Below are 18,745 nucleotides of genomic sequence, written 5' to 3' on the forward strand. Positions count from 1 at the left end.
CTGACATGGGAATCGGAACAGAACAAAACGCTGCGGAAGAGAAAGGCAAAGTAACGAGGACCACCGTCCGGTATTTTACCGGACTGCTGCAGGCTGCAGGCATGCCGAGGCTGGTGCTTGCGGCAGCGATCCTGCTGAGCCTGGTCGGGGCGGTGACGGGACTGGTCGTCCCGCTCATCACCGGCCGATTCATTGACAGCTTCTCGACGGATTCGTTCGATTTGCGCATGGTCGCGTCGCTGGCTGCGCTCTTCCTGCTTGAAGCTGTAGCCAGCGGACTGTCCTACTACATGCTGGCATACGTCGGCAACCAGATGGTCAATAAAATCCGCAAACGGCTCTGGACCAAGGTGCTGTCGCTGCCGGTCCCGTTCTTTGACCGTCACCGCTCGGCCGAAACCATGAGCCGGGTAACGAATGATACGAACGAGATCAAGACGTTGATCACCGATCACCTTATCGCCTTCTGCTCCAATCTGCTGACGGTGATCGGCGCGGTGGCCATTCTCTTCTATCTGGATTGGCAGATGACGCTGATCATCCTGGTGGCCGTGCCCGTAGGTTTCGGCATCCTGATGCCCATCGGCGGAAAAATGTACAAAATCTCCATCAGCATGTACGGGCAGCTTGCCCAGCTTTCCGCGATGCTGACCCAGGTCATCAGCGAGATCCGCCTCGTCAAGGCGTCCAATGCGGAACGGAAGGAAGAGAAAAGCGGCTTCGGCGATATGGACAGCCTGTACCGCTTCGGCATGAAGGAAGCCAAAATCAACGCGGTGCTTGTTCCCCTGATGTCCATGGTGATGGTTGTGCTGCTCGTGGTCATTATCGGCTACGGCGGCGTTCGCGTCTCTTCCGGCGCGCTTAGCGCCGGAGAGCTGGTGTCGTTCATCCTGCTGCTGTTCCAGATCATGTTTCCTTTCAGCCAGTTTGCGACATTCTATTCTCAACTGCAAAAGGTGATGGCCGCTACGGAACGGCTGCGGCTGATTCTGGAATACCGGTCGGAAGGGGACGACCGTGCCGTTCGCCCGGCACCCGAGGGGCACCGCGACTTGCGCTTTGAGGATGTGACGTTTGCCTACCATGAAGGCGAGACGATCCTGTCCGAGGTGACCTTTTCCATTCCTGCCAAAAAGGTTACGGCCCTTGTCGGGCCGAGCGGGAGCGGGAAGACGACGATATTCTCGCTGATCGAGCGCTTCTATGCGCCAAGCGGCGGAGATATCGTCTTCGGCTCGGAATCGATCCGGGACTACTCACTGGACTCCTGGCGGCGCAAGATCGGTTACGTATCCCAAGACAGCCCGCTCATGACCGGGTCCATCCGGGATAACATCGTGTACGGGCGCGAGGAGCCGGTGACGGATGAAGAGGTAGCGGAAGCGGCAAGGCTTGCTTATGCCCAAGGTTTCATCGAGTCGCTTCCGCGGGGATACGAGACGGAGGTCGGCGAGCGGGGGATTCAGCTGTCCGGCGGGCAGCGGCAGCGCGTGGCGATCGCGAGAGCGTTGCTCCGGCAACCGGATATTTTGCTGCTCGACGAGGCGACCGCAAGTCTGGACAGCGACTCTGAGCATGAGGTGCAGAAGGCGCTTGGCAACCTGATGATCGAGAGGACAACGGTTGTGATCGCCCACCGGCTGTCCACCGTAGTCGCGGCTGATCAGATCATCGTGCTGGAGCACGGCAGGGTTACCGGCAGCGGAACCCACGAGGAGCTGCTTGACAGCCATCCGTCGTATGCGGAATGGGCCAAGAAGCAGTTTCAGACGGGAGAACAATAGAGAACGCTGAAATGACCCTTCCAAGAGCAAGCCTTTAGGCACTGCTCCCGGAAGGGTTTTTCACTGCCTCCGCGTACTTTGTCACACATCATTCAGGGATATTGACCGTAGACCGGCCGATTTCAAATGGAGTGTAGACTCCCTCGTACATGAGGTGCATGGACATCCCTGCCGCGGCGTGTTCCAGGTTGTGGCAATGATCCATCCAGAGTCCGGGATTATCCGCAACAAAAGCGGCTTCATACACTTCGCCTGGGGCTACGTTCAAGGAATCGGTCCACCACGGACTGCCCTGAACCGGTATGCCGTACCGGCTCAGCACCAATAGGTGATGGCCGTGCAGATGCATCGGGTGATCCATGAATCCGCGATTGACGAATTTCATTTTGACGACATCGCCTTCACTTACCATCAGCGAGGGCGTATCCGGAAAGACATACCCATTGATCGTCTGTAAATTGGTCATGGTTCCGTTATAAAATCCAACCCGATTGTCCAGTACCAGCGTAAACGCCTTGTCATATTTCGTGTCGGAATCAAAGGGAACCGGCGCCGGAGCGCCATAGTGTGCAGGGTCAAAGATCGTTCCCTCAACCCCGGGAGCCGGCATGTCGTGATCCGTGGCCGAGAGGACAACGGCCTCGCTGGTTTCGTTGATCGTACCCAGGCTGTGCGACACCGAAACGGCATGCTCCGGCATGACCAAGGCGAGATCATACCTTCCGCCGGCGGCAAGCAGAAGCGGCCGGTCTTCCATCCATTCCGGTCCGTTCAGATTGACCCCGTCTATGGCGGCTACTCGATACCGCGCCCCCGATACGTAAAAAATACGCGGCATGTTATGGGCGTTAATGAGCCGGATACGGACGGCCGTACCCGGTTCAATGATCCGGCGCGACAGCACGCCAGTGGGACCCAGCGTAATCGTGCTGCCGTTGCTCGTCCCGTGAGAGTGGGACATGACGGTCATATCGACATCCTCCGCGATACCTTCCTTCGGTTCGATGATCAGCGTGCCGTAGAGTCCTTTGGCAACTTGAACCGAGGATTGTTGATGCGAATGATACCAGTAAGTTCCCGTCTGATTGGTAATGAAACGGTAAACGAACCGTTCTCCCGGCATCACAGCATCTTGCGTCAGCCCCGCTACGCCGTCTTCGCCGTTCGGGACATTCAGGCCATGCCAGTGGATGGTGACGCCATCCTCGATATCAACGTTGTGCAATACGACTTCGACCAGGTCACCTTCCTTTACTCGAAGCTCTGGTCCCGGGACGGTTTGATTGAAGGTCCAGAGTTCCGTATGTTCTCCGGTGGGAAGCGTTGTTATCAGCTTTGACGCTGATATTGTAAAAGAGCGGTCCGGCGGCGCATCTTGCGGACCTCTCAGGTCCTCGACGCTGACGGCTTCCGGGCTCATTACAGCCGCAGACACAGGCGAGTCTGCATGATCGAGACCTGCAAGATTGTGGCTTGCATTGGCGTGGCCTCCATGGGAGCTTTGGCTACCGTGATCCATCATGCTCATCCGATCCGGAAGTCTGGATGATAGCAGGCCGGATGCAACGATCGTCGAGACGACAACAAGAAGCACCAAGCCCTTTTGGACCATGCGGAGGAACCGTTTCCCTGAGTTTTCTTGCCTGGCTAACTTTCCGCCTGCGGCTTGACGATTCAGGTGCCTTCGATAAGTGAAGGCTTGGAAAGCAACCGCAAGACCAAACCCTGCCCAAACCCCATATAACGTCCCGAATCGTAGCGGGGATTGCGCGAAGAACAGCATTTGGATCGCGGAAGCTGCGGATGCGGTAAATGCTGCCGAAAACGGCAGGAATATGATGGGATTAGATAGCCCTCCCGCTCTCCCCTTCGTGGAAGAGAAGGCGAGCTGTTCGCGCCGATAGAGTTCCGGAAGCGAGAACATGAAAATGGCGAACATGCCGCATAGGTACAGCGGCCACTGGATCAGCACCTTGTCTTCGACGAAGGACCAGTCGGTCATCCACATCCGAATCGTTGCGGCTAGCTTGACCGTGGTCAAGCAGACGGCCGGCCATAACCGGAATCGCAGGCTGCGCAGATGGGTATGGAACGATTCCGAAGTGTTATGGTCAAGCACATGTCGAGCTCGGGAATAGACCAGCCACCAGAGCGGCACAAGAGCGATTGTGATTCCGTATTCAATCATAATCCAAGTTCTCATAAGTTCAATTCTCCTTCGCCTTTTCATTGATGTAACCAGTTTACCGTCCGATTGTGTAGAACTTGTGGAAACGATCTTTTGATTATGTGTAAGAGCACTTTTTATGGCCATATCCGGGTTATAATGGCTACAAACGAATGAGGAGAAATTATGCTTATGGAAACGAAACTTATGATAGTAGAGGATGAAAAGGCGATGCTCGAGTCGATGAAGCAATATTTAGAGGCCGAAGGCTTCCTCGTATACGCAGTTACCAATGGTCTTGACGCGGTGGAAGCCGCACGCAGGGAACGGCCCGCGATCGTAGTCCTTGACTGGATGCTTCCGGGTAAGAGCGGCATTGACGTTTGCAGGGAGTTACGACAGGTCAGCTCTTGCGGCATTATTATGGTAACGGCCAAAACGGAGGAAACGGATAAAATTATCGGCCTGGAGCTGGGGGCGGATGATTATATGACCAAGCCCTTTAGTTTGCGGGAGCTTGCCTCCCGGATCCGTTCATTGCTTCGGAGAATCGATCCGAGAAACGACGAACCGGCCGACCTTGAGCGGGGAGATCTTCGTATTTCCTTGACCAAGTGCCAGGTTACAAGAAACGGCGCACTCATTCCCCTGACCCCGACCGAGTTTAAAATTTTGCTGACACTGGCTTCAAGACCAGGCGTCGTTTTCAGCCGGCTGCAGTTAATAAAAGCCGCCATGGACGATGATTTCATGAATTATGAACGCACGCTGGACTCCCATATCAGCAAGCTTCGGAAAAAGCTGGAGAATGATCCGGAGCGGATGAAATATATTCAGACGGTGTACGGATTCGGATACAGGTTCGGTGAAGAAGGATGAGTGTGCGGGGCAAAATCTTTTTGGCGATGGGCGTCCTGGTAGTCCTTGTCAGTGCGGCCTATATCGGGACGACGCAAGGTTACCTGGGTAGCCTATTCGCCCGATATTACACGGATGGCGGTGGAAGCAATGAAGGAATGATCTCTTTGGAGGGGGTAAGCCAGTATATCCTCGCAGAGATGAAGATCAAGGCCTTCAACATGACTTTGTTTATTGCGGGAGCGGCATTGATCCTCGGCTACTGGCTTTCTGGGCTAATCATGAATCCCTTGAACAAGCTGATACGCGTCATGCGCCGGGTAGCGGGCGGTGAGCTTGCCACCGAAGTCCCGATTGAACGGGCCGATGAATACGGTCAGGTCGGCGAGGCATTTAATTCGATGACGACCCAGCTCCGCGACTTGATGGATAATCGAAAGCGCCTTGTTGAGGATGTAGCGCATGAGCTTAGGACGCCGCTGGCGATCATTCAATCCAAGCTCGAGCTGATTCAGCAGTCTCAAGGGACCGTTAAGCCGGAAGCGCTGCTCTCCGTGCATGATGAAGTGCTGCGGCTGATCAGGCTAGTGGATGAACTGCAGTTGCTGAATACGGCGGAAGCCGGAGAGCTTATATTAAACAAAGAACCAACGAACTTGCCTATGCTTATGGAGGAGCTGATTGAGCTGGTGCAGCCGGAAGCGGATGAATATGGGGTTAGTCTGGCCGTATCTTGTAACGAAGATATGCCGACGGTATGTCTGGATCCTATACGGATAAAGCAGGTGTTTCTGAATTTATTGACGAATGCGCTAAGACATACGCGGGAAGGCGGGAAGATTACGGTCTGCATGCAGATCATTCATGATTGCGTCTCGATTTCGATCACCGATACCGGATCCGGAATTCCGGAGGGAGCGATTCCGCATTTGTTCGACCGGTTCTATCGCGCCGATGCCGGAAGAGGAAGAATCGCCGGTGGCTCAGGGCTCGGACTGTCGATTGCACATCAGATCGTTTCAGTCCATGGGGGAAGCATCCAGGTACGGAGCGAAGTGGGGGTCGGCTCCGAGTTTACGGTAAAACTTCCATTAGGATGAAAAAAACAGCCCACCTACAACACGGGAATAGATGGGCTGCAGACCACGAAGCGGTCTCTTCTTTTATGTACTGAAAGCGTTCAAAGCCTTGGCAGGCGAATGAGGCATTTAATCGGTCGCCTCTTTCGCCAACTGGTCCATGATGCCGTTCAAGTCCGTGACCAGCGCTGCCATAAGATCCGCGGCATCCGACACCTGCCGGATGGATGCGGCGTGCTCTTGGAAAGCTTCGACGATGTCGTGAGCGTGGGCGGCCGTATCGTTCGTAAAACGGGTCATTTCTTGAATCGAATGATTCATCCGGTCGGAGCCGGCGGACAACTGCTGCGTCGCGGCGGATATTTCCTTCATCTGGTCGGAAGACTGTTTCACGGCATGGTGGATGACATCAAACGAGGCCCTCGCCTGATCGACGACCTGTACTCCCGAGCTCATATTGTCGTGGACTTGGCCGATGCTGCCGAGCAGATCGGCGGTTTCCCTATGTATGCTGTCAATCAGTTCGGTGATTTCGCCGACAGAGGCCGAGGATTGCTCGGCGAGCTTACGTACTTCGCCGGCAACGACGGCAAATCCCCTGCCAGCTTCCCCGGCTCTTGCCGACTCAATCGACGCGTTTAATGCCAGGAGATGGGTTTGGCTTGCAATGCCTCGGACTACCTCGAGAATATCACCGATTCGGGAGACGTGCCGGTTCAGCACCATCAACGTATTCCGGCTTTGGTCGACCGAGTGACCGGTATTCTTGATTTCGGATAAAATATTGCCGATGATATGACTGCCGAATTCCGCCTGTCGCGCGGATTCCTCGGAGGACCCGGCGGCTTCCGACGCCGATGCTGCCGCATGGCGGATGCTTCCGCCAATTTCGAGAATGATGGCACGGTTTTGCTCCATCGCAGCCATCTGTTCCCTCGTTCCATGAGCAATGTCCTCGATGATCTTCCCCAGATGTTGACTTAGTCCGGTGCTTTGCCTGGATTGCCCGGCCAGCCGCTCAGCGGTCTCCTTCAATTGGCGGGTGGAGTCGGCCAGCTTAGACGTGATGTCATTCATCATCGCTGCACGCTGCTGATGCTGCGCCTCTCTCAAGGATGCTTCGATCCGCAGAGTGCTGTGAATTTGCCAGCTGGTTGCAGCCGAGGTAAGAATGAGAAATACCGCATGAATGATCAGCATCGTCAAGGAATAGCTCGTCGTTCCAAACACAAGCTCCGGAATAAGAAGAAACCCGAGAATATGCTGCGCGGCAAATATGCCGGTCATGCAGAAGATGAGCTTTATATTTTTATAGTAAGAGAGGGCCGCGATCACCATGAAGATGGAAAAGTGAAATTCGACATGCCCCCCTGCGCCGGCAATGATCGAGATGCTGCCAAGGGTTAGGACTAAGGTATGCATATAGGGAATACTCGGGTGGTCCGGCTTGCGGCTGTAAATGACGAGCGTAACCGCCAGCAGCAGTGCAGGCAAAACAAGCAGCACGTTCAGGATGGCTCCGAATTGGCCTTCCATTTGGGCAGAGGAGAGCATCTCCTGGGCGTGCATGTTTTGGTCGAACACATGGAACCTGCGGGCTAGAAGATGTACAATAGCGGTAATTCCGATAATAGCTAGCGATACGGCATTCATAAGTTTGTTCTTACGGTTCATCATGGGCAGGGATCGGACTCCTTTTCATTTGGCAGGGTGCAATAGTAGGTTCTGCGTATACCTGTGCTTGGGATAAGTACAATGGCGCAGAGGAAGTGCTTTTCTTCAGATCAAGAATTCTGGACTTAAAATATACAGCTTAAATTTTAAAGATTTCTTGTAATTATGTTATCGGCCGCATGGCTCAAAAAATAAAATTTTATGCCATTGGTCCTTCGTGAACATGTAAAAGATCAGCGTTAAAGTCCGGTGTTAGAAGGGGGAGATCTAGGGTGACATTGCAGCAATTGAAGTATGTGATAGAGGTTGCGGGCCGGGGCTCGATGAATGAGGCGGCCAAGCGTTTGTTTATCTCTCAGCCCAGTCTGTCCAATGCGATCAAGGACCTGGAGGAGGAGCTTGGGATAACCATTTTCGAACGGACGAACAAAGGAATCATCCTGTCCAAGGAAGGGGCCGAGTTCCTAGGATATGCCCGGCAGGTCGTCGAGCAGGCGGAGCTGCTGGAGGGAAGGTACCTGAACGCCAAGCCGTCACCGCAGCATTTCTCGGTGTCGACGCAGCATTATGCTTTTGCCGTGAATGCCTTCGTCCATTTGGTTCAGGAGTACGGACAGGAGGAGTACGAGCTTGCGCTCCGTGAGACGAAGACTTATGAAATCATTCAGGATGTGAAGACCTTCCGCAGCGAGATCGGAATCCTGTACCTTAATGAATTTAATGCCAAGGTCATCAACAAGCTGCTGAAGGACGCCGGTTTAGAGTTTAACAGCCTGTTCACAGCGAAGCCGCATATTTTTATCAGCGTCCATAACCCGCTTGCCAAGCAGTCCATCGTCACGATCGAAGAGCTGCAGCATTATCCGTACCTGTCCTTCGAGCAGGGGGAATACAACTCCTTCCATTTCTCCGAGGAGATTCTGAGCACGTTGTCGCATAAAAAAAGCATCCGGGTCAACGACCGTGCAACTTTGTTCAATCTGCTGATCGGCCTGAACGGCTATACGATTTCCACGGGCGTGCTCAGCGCGGATTTGAACGGCAACGAGATCATTCCCGTTCCTCTGGCGTGCGATGAGACGATCAACGTCGGCTGGATTCATCATAAAAATATCGCGCTCTCCAAGCTGGCCACGGCCTATGTGGAGGCTCTGCATGCGGCGATTGCCGATTGACCGGGCTTTCGCACAGGGCTGTCATAGCTGATCTCGAATCCATAATATATCTGAAAGCATCCTCCGGGGTAATGATAGGAAAGACGCTTTGTCTTTTTTGATCATGGCACGGGGGATTTTTTATTTCGTAGTCTAATATAACATATATTTGTGCGAGATATTGCATATATGTGAGGTTTTGCATACAATGAAGTTGTAATTGATAGGATCGTTTCAGATTCATCATCCATTTAGGAGGGAATTTATATGGCAAGTCACTCGTTAAGCGCTTTCTTGCAGCAGAATTTAACCGAACTCAAGGAGCAGGGGCTCTATAATACGATCCAGCCGCTCGAAAGTCCGAACGGTCCGGTCATCAAGATTCAAGGACGCGAATTCGTGAATTTGTCCTCCAACAATTATTTGGGCCTTGCCAATGACGAGCGGCTGAAGGAAGCGGCAATCCGGGCAACCCGGGAGTTTGGAACAGGAAGCGGCGCCGTGCGCAGCATTAACGGGACGCTGTCGCTTCACGTGGAGCTTGAAGAGAAGCTGGCCCAGTTCAAAGGAACGGAAGCCGTGCTGTCGTACCAATCCGGGTTCAACTGCAATATGGCGGCCATTTCGGCTGTGATGGGAGCCGGGGATGCCATTCTCTCGGATGAGCTGAACCATGCTTCGATCATCGACGGCTGCCGTCTGACGAAAGCGAAGGTGATTCGCTACAACCACTCGGATATGGATGATTTGCGGACAAAAGCCCGCGAGGCGAGAGAATCCGGGCAATACAATAAAATTATGGTTATTACCGACGGCGTATTTTCCATGGACGGCGATATCGCCAAGCTGCCGGAAATCGTGGAAATCGCGGAGGCCTATGATCTCATTACTTATGTTGACGATGCCCATGGCTCCGGCGTGCTCGGGGACGGAGCGGGGACGGTGAAGCATTTCGGGTTGTCGGACCGGGTTGATCTGCAGATCGGAACGCTGTCCAAGGCTGTCGGCGTGGTCGGCGGTTACGTCGCGGGATCCAGGGATTTGATCGACTGGCTCAAGGTCCGCAGCCGGCCGTTCCTCTTCTCGACCGCACTGCCTCCAGGTGCAGTTGCAGCGTGCATTACGGCGATAGATATCCTTCAGAACAGCAAGGAGCTTCAATCGAAGCTATGGGAAAATACCCGCTATTTGCAGGAAGGGCTCCGGCAGCTCGGCTACTCGACCGGCGCTACGGAAACCCCGATTACGCCTTGCATCATCGGGGACGAATCGACGACTCAGAAGTTCAGCACCCGTCTCTACGAAGAGGGAGTGTACGCCAAAGCGATCGTGTTCCCGACGGTGCCGAAAGGGACGGGGAGAGTACGCAACATGCCTACCGCGATCCATACGAAGGAAATGCTGGACCGCGCGCTTGCGGCATACGAATCCATCGGACGCGAGCTTGGTCTGATCTAAGAAGGAGGCATGATTCATGAAACGAATCTTGGTCACGGGTGCACTCGGTCAGATCGGTTCGGACCTGATCGTGAAGCTGCGGCAAATATACGGCGACGAAGCCGTGCTGGCAACGGATATTCGTCAATCGCAAAGCGAGGCGGTGCAGAGCGGACCGTTCAGGCTGTTGGATGTCACGGACAGCAAGGCGTTCTATGACGCGGCTAAAGAGTTTCGAGCGGATACAATAATCCATCTGGCGGCTCTGTTGTCAGCGCGGGCGGAATCGAACCCGGCGCTTGCCTGGAATCTGAATATGGGAGGCCTGTTGAGCGCGCTGGAGACGGCACGGGCGTTGTCATGCCAGTTCTTTACACCGAGCTCGATCGCAGCCTTCGGGGCGGATACCCCGAAGCGTGCGACCCCGCAGGATACGCTGCAGCGTCCACTGACGATGTACGGAGTCAGCAAAGTGTCTGGCGAGCTGCTGTGCGATTATTACCATCATAAATACGGCGTGGACACGAGGGGACTCCGTTTTCCAGGGCTAATCTCCCATTCCGCGCCACCTGGAGGAGGAACGACCGATTACGCGGTCGACATGTATTGGGAAGCGGTTCGCAGCGGCTCATACACCTCCTATATCGCGAAAGGAACGTACCTCGACATGATGTATATGCCGGATGCCATATCCGCGATCATAACGCTGATGGAGGCAGACGGTTCCCGGCTGAAGCACCGGAACGCCTTTAATGTGACGGCGATGAGCGTTGAGCCTGAATCGATCGCTGCCAGCATCCGCCGGCATATCCCGGACTTTAAGCTGGATTATCAGGTCGATCCGGTCCGCCAGTCCATTGCGAACGAATGGCCGGACGCGATTGATGCAACTTGCGCACGCGAAGAATGGGGATTTGATGTACAATATGATTTGAACCGCATGACGGATGATATGGTATCAAAGCTTACGGAAAAGCTGCGGGCGGATCAGAGCAAAATCAGCTAGCCGTTTTAGGTACCGAAGGAGGATATTGTACGATTGGAACCCATTCATAAAAAGGTAGGGAGAAATTTACAAGCCATTCGAAAATCGAGGAGCCTTAGCCTGGACAATGTATCGGAGCTGACCGGCGTAAGCAAAGCAATGCTCGGCCAGATCGAGCGGGGGGATTCGAACCCGACGATATCGGTGTTATGGCGCATCGTAAGCGGTCTGGGGATATCATTCACGACGCTGATTGAGGAAGCGGAGACCGAGGTGACGGTCGTATCGCCTGAGGATGTGGAGCCTTTCCATGAGGCAGAAGGCGCGTACCGGGTGCATCCGTTGTTCTCCTACAACCTTCGCACCAAATTCGAGTCGTATATGGTCATCATGGATCCCGGCTGCGATCATGGATCGGAAGCGCATAACGACGGCGTTGAGGAATATATATTTGTCCACCAGGGAGAGCTCGAGCTCTGGCGGGAGGACGAATGCTATACGGTGCCTGCGGGAAGCTCCGTGCATTTCGCGGCCAATCGTCCCCACCGTTACCGGAACCCGGGGAACGAGATTACGAAATTTTATACGATTATTTTCTATGCGGATGCCGCGGCACGCGGATAAGCGGCCTGAGAGCGGGAAAGCCTCAAGTGCCGAGGCGTATCCAACCTCATGGTATCCACAGCAAGTACAGGATCGAGCATCCTGTGCTTGCTTTTTTTGCGGCTTTAGCCAGTTGAGCTCGCGAAGCGTGCGAAACAAAAAACCACCCGCTATGCGGGTGGAGAGATCGAGGTTTGACCAACAAGACCATTCCGATAAAATTGAGATGTTCAGGCTCAATAATGAAAGGAATGGTCTTAGATGGCAAACAAGAGCTATAGTTTAGCTCACACGAAGTGGATGTGCAAGTACCACATTGTGTTCACCCCGAAGTATAGACGGAAAGAGATTTATAATCAAGTGAGGAAAGACTTAATCGAAATATTCAAACGATTATGTAAATACAAGGGAGTGGAGATAATCGAAGGTCACATGATGCCCGATCATGTACATATGTTGGTAGCAATTCCCCCAAAAATCTCAGTATCATCATTTATGGGATACCTGAAGGGGAAAAGCTCACTCATGATATTCGAGAAGCATGCTAGCTTGAAGTATAAATATGGTAATCGAAAATTCTGGGCGGAGGGATACTACGTCAGCACAGTGGGCTTGAATGAAGCCACCGTGGCAAAATATATCCGTGAGCAAGAAGCACATGACCAAGCAATTGATAAACTGAGTGTGAAAGAGTATGAAGACCCATTCAGCAAAAACAGTAACAAGAAGAAGTAAACCAGTTTAACTGGTAAGTGAAAGTGACAAATTACACTGAGCCTGAGCAATTTTATTGTCAGGCTAGCGTCTTTAGGCGCAGTTTGGCAACAAGGGGTTATACCCCAAGAGCAAACCACCCGTTTGACGGGTGGTTCTGATTATGGAGATCTTTGCGAAATCAGCTCTTAAACCTACGACCGTGATAAGAAGTGAAAATTCACCTTGATAAAATAAGTTTACTTGTGTTAATTTATTTACAAAAGTAAATTATTTTGAGGTGGAGACATATGCCCGTTTCGGAAATCCCTTTGCGTGAACTGAAAAAAGCCAAAAACAAAATCGCGTTGTATGAATCGGGAATCGCGCTGATGCGTGACCGGATGTTCAGCGAGGTGCTGCTGGAGGACATTTGCCGGGCGGCCGAGATATCGAAGGTTACTTTCTTCAAGTTCTATCAGCGCAAGGAGGATGTCCTGATCTATTTTATGCGGATATGGCTGACGAAGCGGATCATTGAGATCGAACAGGAAGGAAAAAGCGGATTTGCAGCTTTTCGGCATCTGCTGGATCAAGTGGTTAAAGAGCATGAAATCCGGCTGGGAATTATGCCAAGCCTGATCTCGTTCTTGGCCGAGGTCAAAATGCAGCCCTGCATGCCGGAGCTCAGCGAGGCTGAAGTCGCATTGCTCTTTCCGGGACAGGAAGAGATCGGGAGAAAGTCTCCCGATATGTACCGGCTGTTTCACCGTTTCATGACGACAGAGGCTGAGGCGGGGCGCTTGAATCCGGCGATGTCGGTGGAGCAGGCGGTCGAGTTCTGCTTCACCGTGTTCTATGGGGCGTTCTTGACCGCGCAGCTGTACGGTTCGGAGGATATCGGAAACGTGTATGAGAACCATCTGCGTTTACTTGAAATGAAGGAAGGAGAGTAACGGCATGAGCAAAGTGACGCCCGGGCGTTATACCGCCCAGATGGAAGGCTCATTTGTTGTCTTTATCATCGGATTTCGGATCAACAAGCTGTGGGCCGTGCACAAATGGCTGCCTGTTATGAATTCCATGTCTCCGATGCTGCAGGAGCTATACCGGAACAAGGAGCTCGGATTCATCGATGGTACCTTCCACGTGTCATGGCGGGGATTGACGCTGATCCAATATTGGAGAAGCTTCGAGCAGCTGGAGCACTACGCCCGCCATGGCGCCAATCATCTGAGTGCCTGGCGGAGGTTTAACCAAGCCGTCGGCACCGGCGGCGATGTCGGCATCTTCCACGAAACCTACCTCGTTCAGGAGGGGCAGTATGAGTGCCTGTACAATAACATGCCACGGTTCGGCCTTGCACGGGCAGGCGCGCATGTGCCTGCAACAGGACGCAGAGAAACGGCCGGCCGCAGGCTGGGCAGGGACAATGAGCCTGCTGTCCCAACGCCTCCGAACAGGATGTCCCGGTAGGGAACGGAGCTCCCGGGGACAAAGCTGTTTTCTAAAAGAAACCTTCATTGTCCCCCTGCTTCGTTTCATATCGGATTCGGATCCTAACCGGTCATGCTGATCCGTCTCTCCTATCGGGCTAATACCAGAGACATGTTTTTCAACTCCTCTCCATAAAAGTGTTGGTAAATCGCGCGTTTTCTTCTAATATGAAGCTATTACATGAAATGCGGAGAAAGGGAGCAATCGAGTTCCATAGAAACGCAAGGCTTGAAATTAGAAAGCGCTTCCAGAGGTCCGGCGGTTCCGGACCAAACACGGTCAGCGTGTCTATCGGCATGGCTGACGTATCGGTATGGATGAACAACCTTTTGGGTAGGGGGATGTCTATGGGGAACAAAGCTTGGTTTTACCGTCAGCTGCTATCGTATATGCCCGTCTTTTTTATTGTCATTTCCTTTGTGTTTTTCGTATTTTTCCAAATGCTTGGCGAACAGTCGCGGCAGGGAGCGGTGCAGGCCAATGAGACGATGATCCAGCAGGCGATGCGGTCGGTGGATAACTCGCTGAAATCCATCGACCAGATGCTGGTGCAGGAGCTGCTGTTTAATCCGGATTTGTCCGATTTTTTCAGCTCCGAGGACCAGGATGACGTTTACTTGAACATGCAGGCCGTACAGGCGATGAAGCAGTTCAAGGTGTCCAGTCCCCTTGTGGATTCCATGGCGCTGGTACGCACGCAGGACGAATATGTTCTAACCACATCCTCCGCCTTCAAGCTTCAGGACTATGCGGATTATGCTTTCCTTAAACCCTACTTGAGCCGGAAAAACAGCGAGGCCCATTGGAGCGGCGTCCGGGATTTTCGGGAATTCAGCTTTAACAGTGCACGGCAGACGGTCACGCTGGTTCGGGACGCACCGTTCGTATCCCGCGGCCGGGGGCTGATTGCAGTCAATATCAAAGTGGATGCCATTTTCCAAATGGTTCAGGGGATGTATAACTCGGATGTCAGCTTTATCCGAATGAAGGATGCGGACGGCCATTCCATGACGCCGGGCACGATGGCGGCGGAGGAGAGAGAGCCGGTGTCCAGCGCAGTTTCCCCGTACACGGGCTGGGTATATGAGGGCGGCCTGACGCAGGGCAGAGTAGTCGGCATCGTAAGCCAGCTGTACAACGTGTGGTTCATGGTAGGCATATTGATGTGTGTGGCCGGCATTGTATGGATCGTTTATGTTACACGCAGAAACTACAAGCCGGTAGAGGCCATCGTGTCTCAGGTTCAGAAGTATACACAGACCAAGACGAATGCCCTGCTTCACGGCCGCAAGCAGGATGAGTTTGCTTTCATTGAATCGGCGCTTGAGAGCATATTGGAGCAGTCCAACAGCTTTCAGCAGCAGCATCGCGAGGATTTGCTGCTTCGGAAGGCTTATTTGTTTCAGCAGCTGATCGAGGGGCAGTATCCGCTGCAATTGGAGCAGTGGAATGAACAGAGGGATGTCATTGAGCTGCCGGATCTGGCCTCTCCTCAGATCGTCAGCGTGATGGAGATCGATAAGTACGCTCACTTCTGCGAACAGTACCGGGAGCAGGATCAATATTTATTGAAATTTGCTTTGAAGAGCGTTGTTCAGGAGACGGCAGCTGCACGGGGAGCCGTCCTTTGGGCGGAATGGACATCCGCATCGAAGCTGGGCGTTATCATCCAGGTCGATCCGGCTCAGGATAAGATGCAGGAGGCTGCTGTAATCTTCGAAGATGCCCGCCGGTGGGTGGAGGAGCATCTGAAGCTGACCGTAACGATTGGCATGGGAAAGCAGGCAGAGCAGTATACGGAAATTCCGGAGTCGTACAGCCAAGCGCTCAAGGCATTGAAATATAAAATGATTCTCGGCGAGAACAGGATCATTCCTTACGGACAAATCGCCGGCGAGGAGCGCGGACATGCGTTTGATTTTCTGAATCAGATCCGTTCCATCGCCCAGTCCTTCCGGATGGTGAATCCGGATTGGCGGGAGAAATATAAAGCCTTGATCGAGCATATTGAGAAGAATATGCTGGACCGGGACGGGGTTCACAGTTTAGCGGATTACTTGATCTATGCGCTCGGCCGGGAGTTATCCTGTATGGCTAAGGAGTTTCAGGACGTTTGGCTAAACGAGGGCCAGCCTCAACTGCGGCATGCACTGCAGCGATCGGACACGCTGGAGCAGCTGCAGCAAAACTGCGGCGAGGCGCTCTCGTCCTTGTACGAGGGCATGGCAGCGGTCCTCAACGGACGCAATCACGCTGATACGATCCGGCGAATTCGGCAGTATATGGAGGAGAATTCGGCGAATCCCGATCTGTCGCTGAACTACTTGAGCGAACAGTTCCATATGAATTGGAAGACGCTCAGCAAGCTGTTCCGGGAGGAGACGGGCCAGAAGTTCGTTGATTATTTGATTGAGCTGCGGATCACGCATGCCCGAAGGCTGCTAGTCGAAACGACCCTGCCCGTTCAGGAAATCGCGACCAAGGTCGGATACTCGAATGCCATCTCATTTGGCCGGATGTTCAAAAAAACAGTGGGCCTGTCCCCTGGCGAATATCGGGACCAGGCGGCTTCCGGGGACGCAAATCGGATCGCCGAAGGCTAGAACCGAGACGCGCCCCAGATTCTGGACGAGGCTTCAAAATCCCGCGGAATGCTCTATTCTGCGGGATTTTTTTCATGCGGGGAGTTTGGTTTAGCGGCGGAAAAAGGTTTATCCGTCTGATGCTTGCCTGATCTATGGCATCCAGTCTGCTTCGCGGAAATACGTTGGGCCGGCGAATCTTGTTTATTGAACAGCCGGGGCGGCTTCCCCTAGACTAAGGGTCATCAAACCGATAAGGAGGGGTAGCCCGGTGGCTCGCATGAGCAAAACAATGGAAGCAACGGCCGGAATGAATGTCCCATTGCACAAGCCCGGAAGCAGAACAAGGAAGAAGCTGATGAAGCATTGGCAATTTTACCTGCTCGTGTTCTTCCCTCTGCTGTATATCGTCATCTTTAAATACGTTCCGATGTTCGGCGTTCTGATTGCATTTAAAGAATACAACGTCGTTCAGGGAATATTCGGAAGCCCCTGGGTGGGATTCGATTATTTCAAGCAGCTGTTCGAGGCTCCGTTCTTCTGGCAGTATGTCAGAAATACGCTGGAAATCTCCTTGTACGGACTGCTCGTCGGTTTCCCGGCGCCAATCCTGCTTGCACTGGCCCTGAATGAAATTCGAAACGGCAGGTTCAAGAAGACGGTTCAAATGGTCACGTATGCGCCTTATTTTATTTCGACCGTGGTCATCGTTTCGATCCTCATCGTGAATTTATCGCCGAATACCGGACTCATGTCCAATCTGTATCGGGCGCTAGGGCTTGAGCCCGTCGATTTTCTAGGCATCCCGGGGTTGTTCAAGTCCATCTACGTCTGGTCCGATGCATGGCAGTTCACCGGTTATGGCGCCATTATCTACATCGCGGCCCTCGCCGGCGTGAATCCGGATCTGTACGAGGCGGCCAGGGTGGATGGAGCGACCCGGCTTCAGAAGATCATCAACATCGATATTCCGAGTCTGTTTCCGGTTATCGTCATCCTCCTGATCCTGAATCTAGGGAATGTAATGAGCCTTGGCTTCGAGAAAATCTATCTTATGCAGAACCCGCTCAACCAGAATACGTCGGAGGTCATCTCCACGTATGTGTACAAGGTCGGGCTGCTTGGAGCGAACTTCAGCTTCTCGGCAGCGATCGGGCTGTTCAACTCCGTCATTAACTTTATTTTGCTGGTTATCGTCAATTTTGTGTCCCGCAAGGTATCATCTACGAGCCTGTGGTAAGAGAGGAGGATTCGCATGAGCAGAACCGCTATTCGGGAGTCTGTCCAGGACCGGTTGTTTCTCGGCTTGGTGTATTTGTTTCTGTCGGTTATTCTGATCGTCATTCTGTTTCCGCTGCTGCACATTGTAAGCGCATCCTTTAGCTCTCCGGGGGCTGTATCCTCCGGTAAAGTGTGGCTGTGGCCGGTCGATGTGACGCTGATCGGGTATAAGGCCGTATTCCAAAATTCCAATGTGCTGATCGGATTCGGCAACTCGCTATTTTATGCGGTGGTCGGCACCCTCGTGAACGTGGCGTTTACCGTCATGCTGGCTTACCCGCTGGCCAGAAAAACGTTCTATGTCCGCAATATCATTATGATGCTGCTGGTGTTCACGATGTTCTTCGACGGGGGCTTGATCCCGAACTACCTGCTCGTCAAATCGCTGGGGATGCTCGATACACGATGGGCGATGATTATTCCGGGAGCTCTGGCCGTATTTCAGGTGATCATTGCCAGAACGTTCTTTCAGACCACCATTCCGGAAGAGCTGGCCGAAGCGGCAGAGATGGACGGGAGCAGCGACATTACCTTTTTTCTAAGAATTGCCCTGCCGTTATCCAAGCCGATCATTGCCGTGCTGGCTTTGATGTATGCCGTCGGACATTGGAATTCCTACTTCAACGCCTTGATTTATTTGAAGGACAGCAGCTTGTTCCCACTGCAAATTTTTCTAAGGGACATTCTGATTCTGAATTCCGTCAGCGCGGAGATGGTCACCAACGTGAACGAGCTGCTTGTCCGCGAAGGGATGAAGGACCTGCTGAAATATTCACTGATCGTGGTAGCGAGCGCGCCGGTGCTGATGATTTACCCGTTCGTGCAGAAGTATTTTGTCAAGGGCGTGATGATCGGTTCACTCAAGGGATAGCTCACTGGAGTGAAGCCGAAGGGAAGGAGGTGAGGCACAGACTGTCATGCAAGCGATACAACAGCTATGGGGGTAAA

15 protein-coding genes are annotated in these 18,745 nt (G+C 53.0%); 13 read left to right on the forward strand and 2 right to left on the reverse strand.

The window, feature by feature from the left end; genetic code table 11:
* The first annotated feature begins 5 nt into the window (after nt 1-5).
* On the forward strand, nt 6-1,787 hold the full coding sequence (locus tag NST44_RS13240; RefSeq protein WP_210095032.1) for an ABC transporter ATP-binding protein: 1,782 nt from the start codon (nt 6-8) through the stop codon (nt 1,785-1,787).
* Nucleotides 1,788-1,875: 88 nt separating this feature from the next.
* Here NST44_RS13240 and NST44_RS13245 read toward each other — a convergent pair whose 3' ends face one another.
* Nucleotides 1,876-3,990 carry a multicopper oxidase family protein gene (locus NST44_RS13245; RefSeq protein WP_028406074.1) on the reverse strand — a complete coding sequence of 705 codons (2,115 nt, stop codon included), beginning with the start codon at nt 3,988-3,990 and terminating at the stop codon, nt 1,876-1,878.
* 156 nt (nt 3,991-4,146) lie between these two features.
* Between NST44_RS13245 and NST44_RS13250 the strand changes: the two genes are divergently transcribed.
* Both NST44_RS13250 and NST44_RS13255 read left to right on the forward strand, forming a co-directional pair.
* Nucleotides 4,147-4,833, forward strand: coding sequence for a response regulator transcription factor (locus NST44_RS13250; RefSeq protein WP_028406075.1), 687 nt, complete (start codon nt 4,147-4,149; stop codon nt 4,831-4,833).
* Nucleotides 4,830-5,912: a sensor histidine kinase gene (locus NST44_RS13255; protein ID WP_028406076.1), complete on the forward strand. Its 1,083-nt coding sequence runs from the start codon at nt 4,830-4,832 to the stop codon at nt 5,910-5,912. Before NST44_RS13250 ends, NST44_RS13255 begins: the two co-directional genes overlap by 4 nt.
* Before the next feature lie 108 nt (nt 5,913-6,020).
* Here NST44_RS13255 and NST44_RS13260 read toward each other — a convergent pair whose 3' ends face one another.
* Entirely contained in the window at nt 6,021-7,568 is a 1,548-nt protein-coding gene (locus tag NST44_RS13260; protein ID WP_340899822.1) for a methyl-accepting chemotaxis protein, read from the reverse strand.
* A 269-nt stretch (nt 7,569-7,837) separates the two neighbouring features.
* On the opposite strand from NST44_RS13260, the gene NST44_RS13265 reads away from it, so the two are divergent.
* The 10 genes from NST44_RS13265 to NST44_RS13310 all read left to right on the forward strand — a co-directional run bounded on the left by NST44_RS13265 (nt 7,838) and on the right by NST44_RS13310 (nt 18,668).
* Nucleotides 7,838-8,740: a LysR family transcriptional regulator gene (locus tag NST44_RS13265; RefSeq protein WP_007127615.1), complete on the forward strand. Its 903-nt coding sequence runs from the start codon at nt 7,838-7,840 to the stop codon at nt 8,738-8,740.
* A gap of 246 nt (nt 8,741-8,986) precedes the next feature.
* Nucleotides 8,987-10,177 (forward strand): glycine C-acetyltransferase, encoded by a 1,191-nt coding sequence (locus NST44_RS13270; protein WP_007127616.1) that lies wholly within the window; start codon nt 8,987-8,989, stop codon nt 10,175-10,177.
* Nucleotides 10,178-10,193: 16 nt separating this feature from the next.
* Nucleotides 10,194-11,162 carry an NAD-dependent epimerase/dehydratase family protein gene (locus tag NST44_RS13275; RefSeq protein ID WP_007127617.1) on the forward strand — a complete coding sequence of 323 codons (969 nt, stop codon included), beginning with the start codon at nt 10,194-10,196 and terminating at the stop codon, nt 11,160-11,162.
* 33 nt (nt 11,163-11,195) lie between these two features.
* Nucleotides 11,196-11,765, forward strand: coding sequence for a helix-turn-helix domain-containing protein (locus tag NST44_RS13280; RefSeq protein WP_007127618.1), 570 nt, complete (start codon nt 11,196-11,198; stop codon nt 11,763-11,765).
* 240 nt (nt 11,766-12,005) lie between these two features.
* Nucleotides 12,006-12,479 carry an IS200/IS605 family transposase gene (gene tnpA / locus NST44_RS13285; protein WP_007127619.1) on the forward strand — a complete coding sequence of 158 codons (474 nt, stop codon included), beginning with the start codon at nt 12,006-12,008 and terminating at the stop codon, nt 12,477-12,479.
* 269 nt (nt 12,480-12,748) lie between these two features.
* The gene (locus NST44_RS13290) at nt 12,749-13,393 is read left to right on the forward strand and encodes a TetR/AcrR family transcriptional regulator (protein WP_007127620.1); all 645 of its coding nucleotides are present in this window, start codon (nt 12,749-12,751) and stop codon (nt 13,391-13,393) included.
* 4 nt (nt 13,394-13,397) lie between these two features.
* On the forward strand, nt 13,398-13,913 hold the full coding sequence (locus tag NST44_RS13295) for a DUF4188 domain-containing protein (protein WP_007127621.1): 516 nt from the start codon (nt 13,398-13,400) through the stop codon (nt 13,911-13,913).
* A gap of 368 nt (nt 13,914-14,281) precedes the next feature.
* Nucleotides 14,282-16,537, forward strand: coding sequence for a helix-turn-helix domain-containing protein (locus tag NST44_RS13300; RefSeq protein WP_340899826.1), 2,256 nt, complete (start codon nt 14,282-14,284; stop codon nt 16,535-16,537).
* A 289-nt stretch (nt 16,538-16,826) separates the two neighbouring features.
* Entirely contained in the window at nt 16,827-17,756 is a 930-nt protein-coding gene (locus tag NST44_RS13305; protein ID WP_232239426.1) for an ABC transporter permease, read from the forward strand.
* A 15-nt stretch (nt 17,757-17,771) separates the two neighbouring features.
* Nucleotides 17,772-18,668 (forward strand): carbohydrate ABC transporter permease, encoded by an 897-nt coding sequence (locus tag NST44_RS13310; protein ID WP_007127624.1) that lies wholly within the window; start codon nt 17,772-17,774, stop codon nt 18,666-18,668.
* The last annotated feature ends 77 nt before the right edge of the window (nt 18,669-18,745 follow it).

It is taken from the genome of Paenibacillus sp. FSL W8-0919, assembly GCF_038003785.1.
Classification (GTDB): domain Bacteria; phylum Bacillota; class Bacilli; order Paenibacillales; family Paenibacillaceae; genus Paenibacillus_AQ; species Paenibacillus_AQ lactis.

What these genes read in the sequence shown, in the direction of transcription:
- NST44_RS13270 (WP_007127616.1), top strand. Translation starts at nt 8,987, where the DNA reads ATGGCAAGTCACTCGTTAAGCGCTTTCTTGCAGCAGAATTTAACCGAA.
- NST44_RS13260 (WP_340899822.1), bottom strand. Translation starts at nt 7,568, where the DNA reads ATGATGAACCGTAAGAACAAACTTATGAATGCCGTATCGCTAGCTATT.
- tnpA (WP_007127619.1), top strand. Translation starts at nt 12,006, where the DNA reads ATGGCAAACAAGAGCTATAGTTTAGCTCACACGAAGTGGATGTGCAAG.
- NST44_RS13305 (WP_232239426.1), top strand. Translation starts at nt 16,827, where the DNA reads ATGAATGTCCCATTGCACAAGCCCGGAAGCAGAACAAGGAAGAAGCTG.
- NST44_RS13310 (WP_007127624.1), top strand. Translation starts at nt 17,772, where the DNA reads ATGAGCAGAACCGCTATTCGGGAGTCTGTCCAGGACCGGTTGTTTCTC.
- NST44_RS13245 (WP_028406074.1), bottom strand. Translation starts at nt 3,990, where the DNA reads ATGAGAACTTGGATTATGATTGAATACGGAATCACAATCGCTCTTGTG.
- NST44_RS13300 (WP_340899826.1), top strand. Translation starts at nt 14,282, where the DNA reads ATGGGGAACAAAGCTTGGTTTTACCGTCAGCTGCTATCGTATATGCCC.
- NST44_RS13290 (WP_007127620.1), top strand. Translation starts at nt 12,749, where the DNA reads ATGCCCGTTTCGGAAATCCCTTTGCGTGAACTGAAAAAAGCCAAAAAC.
- NST44_RS13255 (WP_028406076.1), top strand. Translation starts at nt 4,830, where the DNA reads ATGAGTGTGCGGGGCAAAATCTTTTTGGCGATGGGCGTCCTGGTAGTC.
- NST44_RS13250 (WP_028406075.1), top strand. Translation starts at nt 4,147, where the DNA reads ATGGAAACGAAACTTATGATAGTAGAGGATGAAAAGGCGATGCTCGAG.
- NST44_RS13295 (WP_007127621.1), top strand. Translation starts at nt 13,398, where the DNA reads ATGAGCAAAGTGACGCCCGGGCGTTATACCGCCCAGATGGAAGGCTCA.
- NST44_RS13240 (WP_210095032.1), top strand. Translation starts at nt 6, where the DNA reads ATGGGAATCGGAACAGAACAAAACGCTGCGGAAGAGAAAGGCAAAGTA.
- NST44_RS13275 (WP_007127617.1), top strand. Translation starts at nt 10,194, where the DNA reads ATGAAACGAATCTTGGTCACGGGTGCACTCGGTCAGATCGGTTCGGAC.